13 protein-coding genes are annotated in these 12,966 nt (G+C 36.8%); 7 read left to right on the top strand and 6 right to left on the bottom strand.

The window, feature by feature from the left end:
• Positions 1 to 661: 661 nt before the first annotated feature.
• Positions 662 to 1,072, bottom strand: coding sequence for a hypothetical protein (locus tag H5088_RS17480; protein ID WP_182753977.1), 411 nt, complete (start codon positions 1,070 to 1,072; stop codon positions 662 to 664).
• Between the two features lie 497 nt (positions 1,073 to 1,569).
• On the bottom strand, positions 1,570 to 1,977 hold the full coding sequence (locus tag H5088_RS17475) for a hypothetical protein (RefSeq protein WP_024609350.1): 408 nt from the start codon (positions 1,975 to 1,977) through the stop codon (positions 1,570 to 1,572).
• Between the two features lie 468 nt (positions 1,978 to 2,445).
• Here H5088_RS17475 and H5088_RS17470 point away from each other — a divergent pair, with 468 nt between their 5' ends.
• Positions 2,446 to 2,904, top strand: a complete 459-nt coding sequence (locus H5088_RS17470) for a hypothetical protein (RefSeq protein ID WP_231616293.1) — start codon at positions 2,446 to 2,448, stop codon at positions 2,902 to 2,904.
• 75 nt (positions 2,905 to 2,979) lie between these two features.
• Here the strand turns inward: H5088_RS17470 and H5088_RS17465 are convergent, their stop codons facing one another.
• The 3 genes from H5088_RS17465 to H5088_RS17455 all read right to left on the bottom strand — a co-directional run bounded on the left by H5088_RS17465 (position 2,980) and on the right by H5088_RS17455 (position 5,916).
• Positions 2,980 to 4,230 carry a sodium:proton antiporter gene (locus tag H5088_RS17465; RefSeq protein WP_182753975.1) on the bottom strand — a complete coding sequence of 417 codons (1,251 nt, stop codon included), beginning with the start codon at positions 4,228 to 4,230 and terminating at the stop codon, positions 2,980 to 2,982.
• A gap of 280 nt (positions 4,231 to 4,510) precedes the next feature.
• Positions 4,511 to 4,915 (bottom strand): hypothetical protein, encoded by a 405-nt coding sequence (locus H5088_RS17460; protein WP_182753973.1) that lies wholly within the window; start codon positions 4,913 to 4,915, stop codon positions 4,511 to 4,513.
• Positions 4,916 to 5,103: 188 nt separating this feature from the next.
• Positions 5,104 to 5,916 (bottom strand): alpha/beta fold hydrolase, encoded by an 813-nt coding sequence (locus H5088_RS17455; protein WP_182753971.1) that lies wholly within the window; start codon positions 5,914 to 5,916, stop codon positions 5,104 to 5,106.
• A 118-nt stretch (positions 5,917 to 6,034) separates the two neighbouring features.
• Between H5088_RS17455 and H5088_RS17450 the strand changes: the two genes are divergently transcribed.
• From H5088_RS17450 to sbcB, 4 genes are all read left to right on the top strand, one after another.
• Complete coding sequence (locus H5088_RS17450; protein ID WP_259398137.1) at positions 6,035 to 6,190, top strand: S24 family peptidase; 156 nt, start codon at positions 6,035 to 6,037, stop codon at positions 6,188 to 6,190.
• 111 nt (positions 6,191 to 6,301) lie between these two features.
• Positions 6,302 to 7,465, top strand: coding sequence for a hypothetical protein (locus H5088_RS17445; RefSeq protein WP_182753969.1), 1,164 nt, complete (start codon positions 6,302 to 6,304; stop codon positions 7,463 to 7,465).
• A 17-nt stretch (positions 7,466 to 7,482) separates the two neighbouring features.
• A complete protein-coding gene (locus H5088_RS17440; protein WP_182753967.1) occupies positions 7,483 to 8,148 on the top strand; it encodes a hypothetical protein in 666 nt (221 codons plus the stop codon).
• A gap of 495 nt (positions 8,149 to 8,643) precedes the next feature.
• Positions 8,644 to 10,089, top strand: a complete 1,446-nt coding sequence (gene sbcB, locus H5088_RS17435; RefSeq protein ID WP_182753965.1) for an exodeoxyribonuclease I — start codon at positions 8,644 to 8,646, stop codon at positions 10,087 to 10,089.
• A 239-nt stretch (positions 10,090 to 10,328) separates the two neighbouring features.
• On the opposite strand, the gene H5088_RS17430 is transcribed toward sbcB, so the two are convergent.
• Complete coding sequence (locus tag H5088_RS17430) at positions 10,329 to 11,210, bottom strand: NAD(P)-dependent oxidoreductase (protein ID WP_182753963.1); 882 nt, start codon at positions 11,208 to 11,210, stop codon at positions 10,329 to 10,331.
• Between the two features lie 121 nt (positions 11,211 to 11,331).
• Here H5088_RS17430 and H5088_RS17425 point away from each other — a divergent pair, with 121 nt between their 5' ends.
• The gene (locus tag H5088_RS17425; protein ID WP_024595202.1) at positions 11,332 to 11,892 is read left to right on the top strand and encodes a glutathione peroxidase; all 561 of its coding nucleotides are present in this window, start codon (positions 11,332 to 11,334) and stop codon (positions 11,890 to 11,892) included.
• Between the two features lie 88 nt (positions 11,893 to 11,980).
• Positions 11,981 to 12,961: a 2-hydroxyacid dehydrogenase gene (locus H5088_RS17420; protein ID WP_182753961.1), complete on the top strand. Its 981-nt coding sequence runs from the start codon at positions 11,981 to 11,983 to the stop codon at positions 12,959 to 12,961.
• Positions 12,962 to 12,966: the final 5 nt, after the last annotated feature.

Below are 12,966 nucleotides of genomic sequence, written 5' to 3'. Positions count from 1 at the left end.
CTTTACCACTACATAGCTACAACTGGCTCTACAACGGCCGCTTTATCACCGCCACCACATCCAACAAGGCCTAGCGTAAACGCTAATGAAATAGCTAACTGACTTTTTTTAAAAAACATACAAAGACTTCCTTTTTTGCACTTTAATTATTATTAAAAATCATATTGTTATAAATTATTTTAATACAAATAAGTAACACCAATCTGCTTATATATGGGATCTAGTTAACGTTAAGAAAATTATGCTAGAACGAGGCAAAAATTTTTGTATCTAGTTGTTCTAAATAAAATTTTAACGACGTTATAGTGCAATTTAATTTGTTAAATTACTCAAAGATTTATGCAGGTTGGTATAAATTTAAACAACAGAAATTTATTGAATTTTTATGGGGGGATGGCAACAAGTTAACATGCCCTGTACCCATATAGTGACACAACATGTTATATTTAGCTCTTACATTTGTTAATAAAATAAAAATACTATTTACTTTTATTCACTAATATAAGCTTTATGTACCGAGCTTAAAGGGGGTTGGTGATAGAGAGTTTTTTGTAAGCAAATGTGTTTTTAATACAAATACAAAAACCCCACGTTAAGTGTTATCTTACGTGGGGTTTTGCTACTCGCGAACCTTATAGCTAATTCAAGCTATAAAGTTAATCTAAAGAGATAACTCTTTTTTAGCGCGAGTTAAGTTATGTGTTACAAGTGAGTTTTTAGAAATTTGAACTGCTTCATATAAATCAGAAATACCAGCAGTGTCTTTTTGAGCCTTAATACGTGCTAAACCACGGTTACTTAATGCAAACGATGTAAGTTCACGTACTTTTAAACGCGGACCATGGCTTTGCTTAAGCAATGCAATTGCTTGTGTACAAATAGCTTCTGCTTCTTCGTAGTTTCTTGCTTCAACATTTAAAGCACAGCTATTAAATGATTTTTCAAATGCGGGTGCTGCAGTTACAGAGTCTTCAATAACCATTAATTTATAATCACCTTGATTAGCCATTGCAGCAGCTGAGCAAGTTAATAATGAGCCAAGAGCGATGGTTTTTAAAAGTGTAAATTTCATGATTATATTCCTGTTATGGCAATTGTTTAAACTAGTGATCTTTTTTAGCGTCAAGTAAATAGCTTAATAACAAGGCAAAAATTATGAAATATAGTCGTTCTATATAAGTAATTTTTTAACGCCGTTAGTGAGTTATTTAATTCGCTAAAATAATCATGTTTTAATAAAATTGGTATTTGTTAGTCGTACTTGTTGCCGACAACTAAACTTTAGAGTGTTAGCTCAATTACCACAAACGATAAAAACAAACCTAATAAGTGAATAAATCTAAGCTATAGACTTTAGTCTAACACCTGTAAAAATACTTAGTAATTACAATTAGTTAAAATCCATTAGAACAACTAAACTATAAATATAAAAATACCGTTTTTTATTTTTTAATAGCACAATACAAAGTTAATAAACACAAAAAAGCCGATGTTGGGGTTTAACCCAATATCGGCTTTTTTACTCTCGCTATTTTATATTATGCTTTAGTAAGCACTTTATAAAAAACCTTATAGAGATAATTCTTCTTTAGCGCGAGATAAGTTGTGCGATACCATTGAGCTGTTAGACAATTTTGATGCCTCGTATAAATCAGCAAGTGCAGCTGTATCGTTATGCGCTTTTAAACGTGCAACACCACGGTTGCTTAATGCGAATGACGTAAGTTGGCGTACTTTAAATTTAGGGCCATCTGCGTCTTTTAAAAGTGCGATTGCTTTAGTACAAATTGCTTCCGCCTCAGCGTAATTTTTTGACTTAACATTTAGTGCGCAGCTATTAAATGATTGCTCAAGTGGCTGTGGCGCTGTTGCAGTTTCAATAACCATTAATTTGTAATCACTTTGATCAGCCATTGCAGCAGCTGAACATGTTAATAGTGAGCTAAGAGCGATAGTTTTGATAAGTGTAAATTTCATGATTAATTTCCTGTAAGTTAAGTCGTACTTGTTGCCGACAACTGAACTTTAGAGAATTAACACAACCCCGACAAACGATTAAAACAAACCTAATAAGTGAAGAAAATTAACCTATAGACCTTAGTCTAATACGCTTGAATTTTTTCTATATATTTAAATAAGTTACGAACCAATAATCGTTCCTAAAATCGCTACCTTACGTTTTAAAATGTATATAATTATTTATGCCTTTTTTTAGTTAGTTTTATTTTAAACACCTTACTTTGGCATAGCTGAGTAACTATTAAACAAATTTATACATTTAATTACATGCAATACTAAGTTATGTATTTATAATTACAGCTCTGGTAACTTTTCATCATTAATGGGTTAACTTTTTTGAAACACATACTTCCTCTTTTTGTTTTATTAAGCACGCTTTTATGATTTAGCCAAAATGCTAACGCAAGGCTTTTGCTCGGTAATGACATGCCTAACACCGGTATGTTTATAAAATCAGAATTTAATGGCGATAGCAGCATTACATCTGCAGGTGTAGAAATGATGGTTAAGCAAAATTACAGTAACTTTGGTGTTGTTTTTACAAGCGCAATTGGCGCGGCAGTAATCGATAATAAACAAGGCGAGCAAGAAGAATTTATAACGTGGGACAATGGCATGAAGCTTGGTTATTTTAATGACTTTTTTATATACGCCGAGCTTGGCTTAGATCTGTTCGAACTCGCCTTTAAAAACGATAGAGGCGATAACACCTACCAAATAGAAAAATCGAACAACGACATAGACGGTTACGCAGGTATAGGAGCGGGTTATCACTTTAAGCCATTTAAAATAGAAGTATTTACTCGAGCACGCCAAATAGATGGCGACTACTGGGAAGCACAAGAACATATTTACAGCGGTGTGCAGCTCAGCTTTACGTTTTAATTGCCCTTTTTTTTATAAGAAAAATAAAAAGCGTGTGAAATACAGCTATTTCACACGCCTTTTAAAAAATTATATTTAACGGATAGTTTTGGCTACTTTACCAATACTCAAACCCTGAATTAAAATAGAAAACACCACAACCGCATAAGTGAGAGCCAATAAAATATCGCGCTCGTTCCCATCAGGTAGTTGCAATACCAGTGCAACCGAAATACCACCACGCAAGCCACCCCAGGTTAAAACTTTCCACGCACCAGATGGCAACTCTAATTGCTTATTAAATGTAGTGGTTGTTATACCCACAACAATTAAACGTGCGAGTAACGCGATAAAAATAGTTAAGCCACCAGCAATAAACAAATTACTCGAAAATGCAATCATGACGACTTCAAGCCCTATGAGTACAAATAAAATGGCATTTAAAATTTCGTCAATCAGTTCCCAAAATAAATCAACGTAATGGCGTGTCTTGTCGCTCATAGCCATACTACGACCATGATTGCCCACCATTAACCCCATCATTACCATTGCAAGTGGGCCTGACAAATGCCAATGGCTTGCAAGTGCATAACCACCAATAACGCCCGCTAAAGTAAGTAGTACTTCTTCTTGGTAACTATCAATACTTTTAAGTAAGTAATATAAAATACCACCTAATACCAAACCAAAAACAATACCGCCACCGGCTTCAACCGCCAGCGTGTGTGCTACATAATAAGTTGTAGGAATATCACCACTTGATAAAACACCCAATAAAAGCACAAAAATAACCACGCCTATACCATCGTTAAACAACGATTCACCTGCAATCACGGTTTCAATACTTTTAGGCGCCCCCGCAGATTGTAAAATTCCCATTACCGCAATCGGATCGGTTGGCGAAATTAATGCGCCAAACAGTAAACACCAAATTAATGCTAAATCAAAACCAAGCAAAGGAAGCACTAAATAAAGCGCACCAGCAATAATAACAGTTGATAGCAACGTACCAACACAGGCCAAAATACCTATTGGCAACTTATAGCGCCTTAAATCGCTAACATTTACATGTAGCGCCCCAGCAAACAGCAGCATAGAGAGCATGCCATCGAGCAAAACTTCAGTAAAATCTAACTGATCGAGTAAGCTCACTTCGTAATCTATAAGATCATCAAACCCTAAAAAGCCCAAAAATATAGCGCCGATAGATAAAAGCATCGAAATAACCATAACGCCAATGGTTGTTGGCAAGCCAATAAAGCGATGGTTTACATAGGTGAGTAACGCGGTAATTGATAAAAATATCGCACTTATTTCAAGTACGCTTAGGCTGGTTCCTGGTGCCATGGTTTAAATCTCAATATTTATTTAATGATGCCTTGCTCAAAACAAGCAAAGCAGAAGGGTTATTATTTTTATACGGTTATCTCGCATTATATTCGTGTAGCCTAAACAAGCATACCCAAAATATTAATTATAAATACACACCCTACTCTGTTAACGTATTTAAAGTATTAACTCACGCGTTAAATAAAACAAAAAAGCCCATGTTAGGAATTACCCTAACATGGGCTTTTTTACTCTCGCTATTTTATAACATGCTTTTGGTAAGCACTTTATAAAGTGTTTATAAAGAAAGCTCTTCTTTAGCGCGAGTTAAATTGTGCGATACCATTGTACTTGTAGACATTTGGTTTGCTTCGTATAAATCAGCAAGGCCAGCAGTGTCGTTGTTCGCTTTTAAACGTGCAACACCACGGTTGCTTAATGCGAATGACGTAAGTTGGCGTACTTTAAATTTAGGGCCATCTGCGTCTTTTAAAAGCGCAATTGCTTTAGTACAAATTGCTTCAGCCTCAGCGTAATTTTTTGACTTAACATTCAGTGCGCAGCTATTAAATGATTGCTCAAGTGGCTGCGGCGCTGTTGCAGTTTCAATAACCATTAATTTGTAATCACTTTGATCAGCCATTGCAGCAGCTGAACATGTAAGTAGTGAGCTAAGAGCGATAGTTTTGATAAGTGTTTTCATGGTCGTAGTCCTGTTGGTTAAGCCGTGCTTGTTGCCGACAACTGAACTTTAGAGAATTAACACAAAACCTACAAACGATTAAAACAAACCTAATAAGTGAATAAATCTAACCTATAGACTTTAGTCTAATGCCAAATTACTAATTTACGGCAATTGGTATTTATACAATCAGCAACCAAACCCACACCTTATTTAGTGCGTTCAAGCAACTTAACTACTTGGGCTACAACCATTTCTGGCTCATCTTTTTGCGGGTAGTGATAACTTTTATTTGTTATAACTATTTCACCTTGAGGAAAGGCATTAGCCCACTTTGAATGTAAGTCGCCCCACATTTCACGCGCTTTGTCGGTAAAAAATAATACCGATGGCTTTTTATATTTTTTAACTGAGGCGATAACAGTCACGGGTATATCAGCAATTTGTGGATAATCAGGCAGCGGGCGTTTTGCCCAAAAATCTAAATACTGATTCGACATGCCATTTTTCATGTCATCAAGCTTTATTGCTGCAATTTCTTTTTCAGCGCGTGGCAAATCAATCGCGCGCATAATATCTACATCGTGCTCTGATGCAGGCTCAATCAACATCAACGCTTTAATCTTATTAGGGTATGTTGCAGCAAATACACGCGCAATATAAGCACCATAAGAGTGCGCAACATACACAACAGGCTCTTCTATTTTCAGTGTTTTAAGTAATAACACAGCCTCAGCTGCATATTCTTCTGAGCTATAGTTTTTCTTTATTTGTGCAGAGCCGCCATTACCAATACGAGAATACCGTATAACTTTAGCGTGCTTGGTAAGTGATTCAAAAACCGGATCCCAATCACTTAAACCAGCAGAACCACCCGCTTCAAGTAAAATAGTATGCTTTCCTTTACCAGCTAATTCGTACTCAACGTCAAAGCCATTTACTTGAACTTTATCCAGCTCAGCTAAAGCGCTATGTGAGATGAAAAGTGAGCAATAAATAATAACTTTTATTAATGGTTTCATTGTTATAAATGGGTAGTGTTATTAAAATAATCTCCAATGTTAGATACTTTTGTGTATAGTTTCTAGTAATATTAAATACAAATGAAATTAGAGCCTTTAGAGTTTAAAATGCGTGAATATGGCACCAAAGCGTGATGTGGGTTTTGTAGGCCTTGAAGCAAAGTACTTTCTCGGTTTGTACGTAGTAATACACTGGGACGACAACCAAGCTCCATTTAAGCAGCTCATTATCGAAAACGGTCACAAATTCCTAAAAGCCGCCAACCCCAACTGACCAGTTCAACTAATTCCAATAAATGGTGATTGCACGTTGGTTGGAAAAATAATATTTACAGATAAGTCACTTTAAAACGATTAATAACAATAATAAATTAAAGGAATAATTATGTTTTTTGAACAAAGGGATAACAATCTCTCAATGCAAAATTTTGTTGTAAATGCAATAACATGCAAGAACGAAATCCAAAATCAAGATTCTTCTGTGAATTTATACTTAAACGACACTCTTTCCATTTTTCAAGCTATTCAAGCTGCTCCCAAAGAGTGGGATAATGATTGTATTCTAAGTATAAATGAAATTGGGGAGAAATTTGTTGAAGCTATACTAGAGCTACAACCTCCTTTCCATAAGGACCCTGACCTTTCAGAAAAGTTGGAATCAATTTTTAAATATTCGATGAAATTTTTAAGTGAAAGAGATTTCAAAAACTCACTATCAGACACGCAACACCTTTCGATAAATGAAGAACGCTTGAATAAAGTAGTCGATAATATTGATGCATATATCAACCATAATGAAGTTAGCAAAAGTCTTAAGAAATACCTTAGAAATATCAAATATTCGAGTGCTTATGAGATAACTAAAGATCTTTATCATTCTAAGGAAATTAATCTATTTTCCTCATTTCAAGAAGAACATAATAAAGCAAAAAATACTCTTCAAGATCTTGAAAACCAGTCAAAATCCGTTAAAGAAGACTTAATTAAGCACCACTCATTACTTGAGCAAAGAGAAACTAAGGTAAATGATTTAAAAAATATTTTAGAGCAGCAAGCCGATGCATTTAATTTTGTAGGTCTTTATAAGGGCTTTAATGACTTAGCCAAAGCTAAAAGTATTGAAGCTAAAAATCTATTTTCAGGGTTATTAGGAATGGGTGTTCTAATTACAATTCCACTGCTTTGCAGTATTTTTAACTGGCTACCTGAAAATATTACACAAAGTAAAGAACCCTTAACTCATTTAGCTAAACTGCTACCGATTATTTCTTTAGAAATCATTTTTATATATTTTTTTAGAGTAATATTACAAAATTATAAATCAGTAAAAGCGCAAATATTACAAATTGAGTTGAGAAAAACACTTTGCCAATTTATTCAAAAATACGCTGAATATTCAAAAGAAATAAGAGCAAACGATGATATGAATATCCTTGATAAATTTGAGAATCTTATTTTTATTGGGATTATCAGTGATGCTGAAAACCTACCAAGCACCTTTGACGGCATGGATCAAATTGGTAAGCTACTTAGTTCACTCAAGAAATAAGCTAGAATGGAGTATTAATGAATACATCGAATTTTTTTTTAGCAAGAAGTAATTGGTTTTACTTTAGAGTGATTAGCCTTGTATTTATCGCTGGTCTTATTGCTGGTACAGCGTCTCCTCAAATTAATATTGATATCAGCATTAAGGAACAACCGGCCCCTGATTGGATAGTAGCTTTTTGCACAATAGGGCTTTTTATTATTGCTTTTAAGACTAGAAATCAATGGCTTCGTCAAAAAGACTTAGAGAACCATGCTGAATTCTCTAAGTCTTTTTATCAATACTTCCTATTGAAAGTTAACGCTTTAAACCCTACGAAGATTGAACTGAAAATTTTGGCTGAACTTGAAAGAATAAAATTTTTTATGCGCGAGCTTAATGCTGAGGGATTAAACCGTATTCAGTTAACCTTAGATGCAAAGCAAGATGAACTAGCAAAACATAAAAAAAATTATGAAGCTTTTTATTTAGAATTAGATACCGCAAAAGAAAAAATGCTTGTTTGTGCAAGTGTTATTAGGGTAAATAGGAGTAAAGTTAAAGATTTTTCTTTGATGCTTGCTACCTATCAAATGGAAGATATTAGCAGGGACTTTAAAAAGTTTAGGCGTGAGGTAAATGAAGTTTATCTAGATATCCAACGAATGCATTTTTCTGAAGATGAATTAATTCATCTTCCCTAATAAATTAATTATAAATAGTTAACCTGACCACTAAAAAAAGACTTTTTGGCTTGCCACTGTAAACAAAGATGATCTAAGTTTGTATAAGCTACTTGATTTCATGTTTTCACTTCAACATTATAAATTCAAAGGTAGTCATAAATGTTAAAAAACATTGATGGAAGGGAACTGGATAAAAATTTTCATTATAAATATGATGCCTAATCGCTGCGTCCATTCATGCTAACTTATTTAAAACTGATCTAATGGCATTGCCTTCTGTTGTACTCATTTTTATTGCATATTATTAAAGTAGTTTGCCTAGGAAGTAGCTTTATGGCTTTCTAAATTATTAGAAAGCCTTGACTTCACTCTTTAAAGAAAATTCTACAAATATCATTTCTCACCCAAACCTATAAACTCCCTCGTCCATATGCCATAATCTAAATAATTCATTATTTTAGTAACTTGGCGCGTATTTAGGCGTTTTTAAGTTAACTACTCAGGGTTTTCAGCATGGCATATCAAGAGCAAAATCAAGCAACAATCTATTGGCACGACTATGAGACTTGGGGGGCGAGCCCTCAAAAGGATAAGCCGAGCCAGTTTGCTGGTATTCGTACCGATCTTGATTTAAATATTATTGGCGAGCCGCTTATTGAATATTGTAAGCCGCAAGCGGATTACTTGCCTCACCCTGAGGCGTGTTTAATTACGGGTATTACACCACAAGTGGCGATGAAAAAAGGCCTGGTTGAAGCTGAGTTTATAGCAAAAATTCATGCCGAATTTAGCGTGCCAAACACCTGTGTTGCCGGTTATAACAGTATTCGGTTTGATGACGAAGTAAGCCGTTATAGCTTTTACCGTAACTTTTACGACCCATACGAGCGCGAATATAAAAATAACAATAGCCGATGGGATATTATTGATTTAGTACGTGCTTGTTACGCGCTGCGCCCTGAAGGGATTGAATGGCCGTTAAAAGAAGACGGCAGCCCAAGCTTTAAGCTAGAGCATTTAACCGTAGCTAATGGTATTGAACACGCCGCAGCGCACGATGCGCTAAGCGACGTAACCGCCACTATTGCACTGGCTAAACTAATAAAAGAAAAACAGCCAAAGCTGTATAACTTCTTTTTTGGTTTGCGTGGCAAAAAAGCGCTCGCTGAATTAGTTGATGTATTTAACATGACGCCGCTGGTGCATACCACGTCGCGCATACCTGCAACACAAGGCTGTACAAGCTGGGTTGCACCAATGAGCTTTCATCCGGTAAATAAAAACGCGGTTATTTGTTTTGATTTAACCCAAAACCCGCAAGTACTCATTGATTTAAACGTAGAAGAGTTACGCAAACGTTTATACACCAAACGTGTTGATTTAGCCGAGGGTGAATTACCTGTTGGCTTAAAACTAGTGCATTTAAACAAGTGCCCTATTTTAGCCCCAGCTAAAACGTTATTGCCTGAAAACGCCGCCCGCCTAGGGATTAACCGCGAGCAGTGCTTAGCTAACTTAGCTATTTTAAAAGCCAATACCGACCTTCGCGATAAAGTAACCGAAGTGTTTAACGAGCAAGGCGATTACAGCGCAACTACTAACGTTGACTACCTACTTTACGATGGGTTTACAAGCCATGCCGATAAAGCTAAGTTTGCGATTATTCGTGATGCAAAACCAGATGAATTAGCAGGGTTGAATTTAGACTTTGAAGATAAAAAGTTTAATACGTTGTTATTTAGATACCGCGCCCGTAACTGGCCAGAAACGCTAAACCAGCAAGAGCTTGATCAATGGCGCCAGTATTGCCAAAACAAGCTAATGCACGGCGAAGATCAACCATCGATTAACGCGCAAGATTTTATGATCACCCTTGAAAACCTAGCGCATGAACATGACGACAGCGAAAAAAACCTTACAATTTTAAAGGCGTTGTATAACTACGCACAAAGCATGTAATTTTGTTTGTATAACGCATTAAAAACGCGACGCTTTAGCAATAAAGCGTCGCGTTTTTGTTTATAAATATCTGTACCACTTAAAACAAAGCAAAATCTATTTCACAAAGAGAAGCGAATGAGGAGTAAATGAGAAGACATAAAAACAATAATTTTTTAGATCTATTACTTCCTCTAAAAGCGCAGCGCCTCATAACCTCTTTGTGAATAAATTACTTTACGGGCTTCGCGTCTACAGCGTTACTTTTTATGTAGCGCTTCAATGCGTGCTAGTAAGCTTGAGGTGTCGTATCTGCCGCCGCCAAGTGCTTGTACGTCGGCGTAATATTGATCGACCGTTGCGGTCATTGGTAAAGTAGCGCCATTGTTTTTAGCTTCATCGAGTGCAATGCCTAAATCTTTACGCATCCAATCTACGGCAAAACCAAACTCGTATTCACCCGCCCACATTGTTTTGTAGCGGTTTTCCATTTGCCACGAACCGGCTGCACCTTTAGAAATGGTTTCTATAACTTTTTCGCCATCAAGCCCAGCTTGCTTGGCAAAATGTAAGCCTTCGGCTAAACCTTGCACTACACCAGCAATACAAATTTGATTAACCATTTTACAAAGTTGTCCCGAGCCAACGCCGCCTAGTAATTGGCTAAAACGACTAAACGCCGCCATAACTGGCTGCACTTTAGCAAATACAGCTTCACTACCACCCGCCATAACCGTTAATACGCCGTTTTCGGCGCCAGCTTGTCCGCCCGATACAGGCGCATCTATAAAGTCGATATTTTGCTGAGCCGCTTTTGCAGCCACTTCGCGGGCTACTTCGGCAGAGGTTGTGGTGTGATCAACCAAAACAGTGTGCGGCAACATGCCGGCTAACACGCCATCTTCGCCATACACAACTGAGCGTAAATCGTCATCGTTACCAACACACATAAATACGATGTCGGCATTGTTGGCAGCTTCGCGCGGGGTTGGTACAAAGCTTCCTGAATGTTCTGCAGTCCACGTTTGAGCTTTAGCTTGAGTGCGGTTATAAACGCATACGCTGTGCCCTGCTTTTGCTAAATGCCCCGCCATTGGGTAACCCATTACGCCTAAACCTATAAATGCGACTTTCATTGACATAAAAATGACCTATTTAACTGATAACTTAGAAACTAGACCTCGATTATGTCAACCGGTCGATAAAAAAGCGAATGAAAGTCTTTATAAAATTTCCTTAACGGGAAAGGTAAGTAGGTAACCTATGGACAGTATTTATCAATTTAATGCACCACTTTATAACAGCGAAAATTTTCCTCTTAGCCAGTTACAGGGCAAAACCGTCCTTATTGTTAATACAGCGAGTAAGTGTAATTTTTCGGTGCAATTAAACGCACTCGAAAAGCTCTACCAGCAATACAAAAGCAATGGTTTTACTGTGCTAGCGTTTCCGTGTAACCAGTTTGGCCAAAATGAGCCGCTCGATAATTTAGCCATAAAAGACTTTTACCAAGATCAATTTAATATCTCGTTTGAGGTATTTGGCAAGGTAATGGTAAATGGGCCAGAAACACACCCGTTGTTTAATTATTTAAAATCGCATACGCGGGGTATTTCGCAAAACCGCGCAATTAAATGGAATTTCACTAAGTTTTTAATTAATTCACAAGGGCAACTTGTTGCACGTTATGCACCGCGTACTAAGCCCGAAACACTTAAACAAGTAATAGAAAGCAACTTACTGCAAGCTGCAAAGTTAAGCGCTGCAAGAGGTGGTAAAAAGGTAGCATCAAAAATACCTTTGTTTACGCCAGCTAAGGCTTAATTTAAATCAATAAAATGCGTGTTACTAAAGCACAGGTTTATAAAGTAGTTTATTGTATTGATACTTATTAAGCGTCGAGGCTATCACCATGAACATTGCTTTTTTTAGTACTCAAAAGTACGAACTGCCTTTTTTTGAACAAAGTACACGCGATCATCGTGATATAAAAATAGCGTATTTTGAGCAAGCCCTGAGCGAACAAACGGCTATTTTAGCAAATGGGTTTGATGCCATATGCGTATTTGTAAACGACACCGTAAACGCCGCTGTTATTGAACAACTGGCAAGCCAAGGCATAAATACTATTTTGCTGCGTTGTGCAGGATTTAATAACGTTGATTTACCTGCTGCAAAAGCACATAAAATTAAAGTATTACGCGTACCGGCTTACAGCCCAGAAGCCGTAGCTGAGCACTGTATAGCGCTTATGCTAACACTTAGCCGCAAAACGCATAAAGCGTATAACCGCGTACGCGAAGACAATTTTGATTTAAACGGATTGCTTGGTTTTAACTTGCACAATAAAACCGTGGGTATTGTAGGTTGCGGTAAAATTGGCCTTGCGCTGTGTAACATTTTAAATGGCTTTGGCGCTAAAGTATTAGTGTGCGACCCATACGCGCAACCTGGCAATTATACAATTACCGATATAGACACCTTACTTAGCCAAAGCGATGTAATTTCTTTGCATTGCCCATTAACGGAACAAACTCATCATTTAATAGATGATGAGGCATTTAGTAAAATGAAAACTGGCGTTATGCTTATTAACACCTCTCGCGGGGCACTGCTTAACAGCAAAGCGTGCATTAATGCACTTAAAACTAAAAAATTAGGGTATTTAGGGCTCGACGTTTACGAGCAAGAGTCGGAGCTATTTTTTAAAAACCACAGTGACGAAATAAACCAAGACGATATATTTTCGCGCTTAGTGAGCTTTAAAAATGTATTAGTAACGGGGCATCAGGGCTTTTTTACACAAGAAGCACTCACCGAAATAGCAAACACAACCCTGCTTAGCGCGTTTGAAGTAAGTGAAGGTAGGCCTCTGACTAATGAGGTTTTATAAAGTTC

The sequence above is a fragment of the Pseudoalteromonas sp. SR43-3 genome (genome assembly GCF_014163875.1).
GTDB classification, from domain to species: Bacteria; Pseudomonadota; Gammaproteobacteria; order Enterobacterales; family Alteromonadaceae; genus Pseudoalteromonas; species Pseudoalteromonas distincta.
The sequence above is the reverse complement of the archived record's forward strand: the minus strand, read 5'-3'. Positions and strand labels throughout refer to the sequence as shown.

What these genes read in the sequence shown, in the direction of transcription:
- H5088_RS17480 (WP_182753977.1), bottom strand. Translation starts at nt 1,072, where the DNA reads ATGAAATTTACACTTTTAAAAACCATCGCTCTTGGCTCATTATTAACT.
- H5088_RS17475 (WP_024609350.1), bottom strand. Translation starts at nt 1,977, where the DNA reads ATGAAATTTACACTTATCAAAACTATCGCTCTTAGCTCACTATTAACA.
- H5088_RS17470 (WP_231616293.1), top strand. Translation starts at nt 2,446, where the DNA reads ATGCCTAACACCGGTATGTTTATAAAATCAGAATTTAATGGCGATAGC.
- H5088_RS17465 (WP_182753975.1), bottom strand. Translation starts at nt 4,230, where the DNA reads ATGGCACCAGGAACCAGCCTAAGCGTACTTGAAATAAGTGCGATATTT.
- H5088_RS17460 (WP_182753973.1), bottom strand. Translation starts at nt 4,915, where the DNA reads ATGAAAACACTTATCAAAACTATCGCTCTTAGCTCACTACTTACATGT.
- H5088_RS17455 (WP_182753971.1), bottom strand. Translation starts at nt 5,916, where the DNA reads ATGAAACCATTAATAAAAGTTATTATTTATTGCTCACTTTTCATCTCA.
- H5088_RS17450 (WP_259398137.1), top strand. Translation starts at nt 6,035, where the DNA reads ATGGCACCAAAGCGTGATGTGGGTTTTGTAGGCCTTGAAGCAAAGTAC.
- H5088_RS17445 (WP_182753969.1), top strand. Translation starts at nt 6,302, where the DNA reads ATGTTTTTTGAACAAAGGGATAACAATCTCTCAATGCAAAATTTTGTT.
- H5088_RS17440 (WP_182753967.1), top strand. Translation starts at nt 7,483, where the DNA reads ATGAATACATCGAATTTTTTTTTAGCAAGAAGTAATTGGTTTTACTTT.
- sbcB (WP_182753965.1), top strand. Translation starts at nt 8,644, where the DNA reads ATGGCATATCAAGAGCAAAATCAAGCAACAATCTATTGGCACGACTAT.
- H5088_RS17430 (WP_182753963.1), bottom strand. Translation starts at nt 11,210, where the DNA reads ATGTCAATGAAAGTCGCATTTATAGGTTTAGGCGTAATGGGTTACCCA.
- H5088_RS17425 (WP_024595202.1), top strand. Translation starts at nt 11,332, where the DNA reads ATGGACAGTATTTATCAATTTAATGCACCACTTTATAACAGCGAAAAT.
- H5088_RS17420 (WP_182753961.1), top strand. Translation starts at nt 11,981, where the DNA reads ATGAACATTGCTTTTTTTAGTACTCAAAAGTACGAACTGCCTTTTTTT.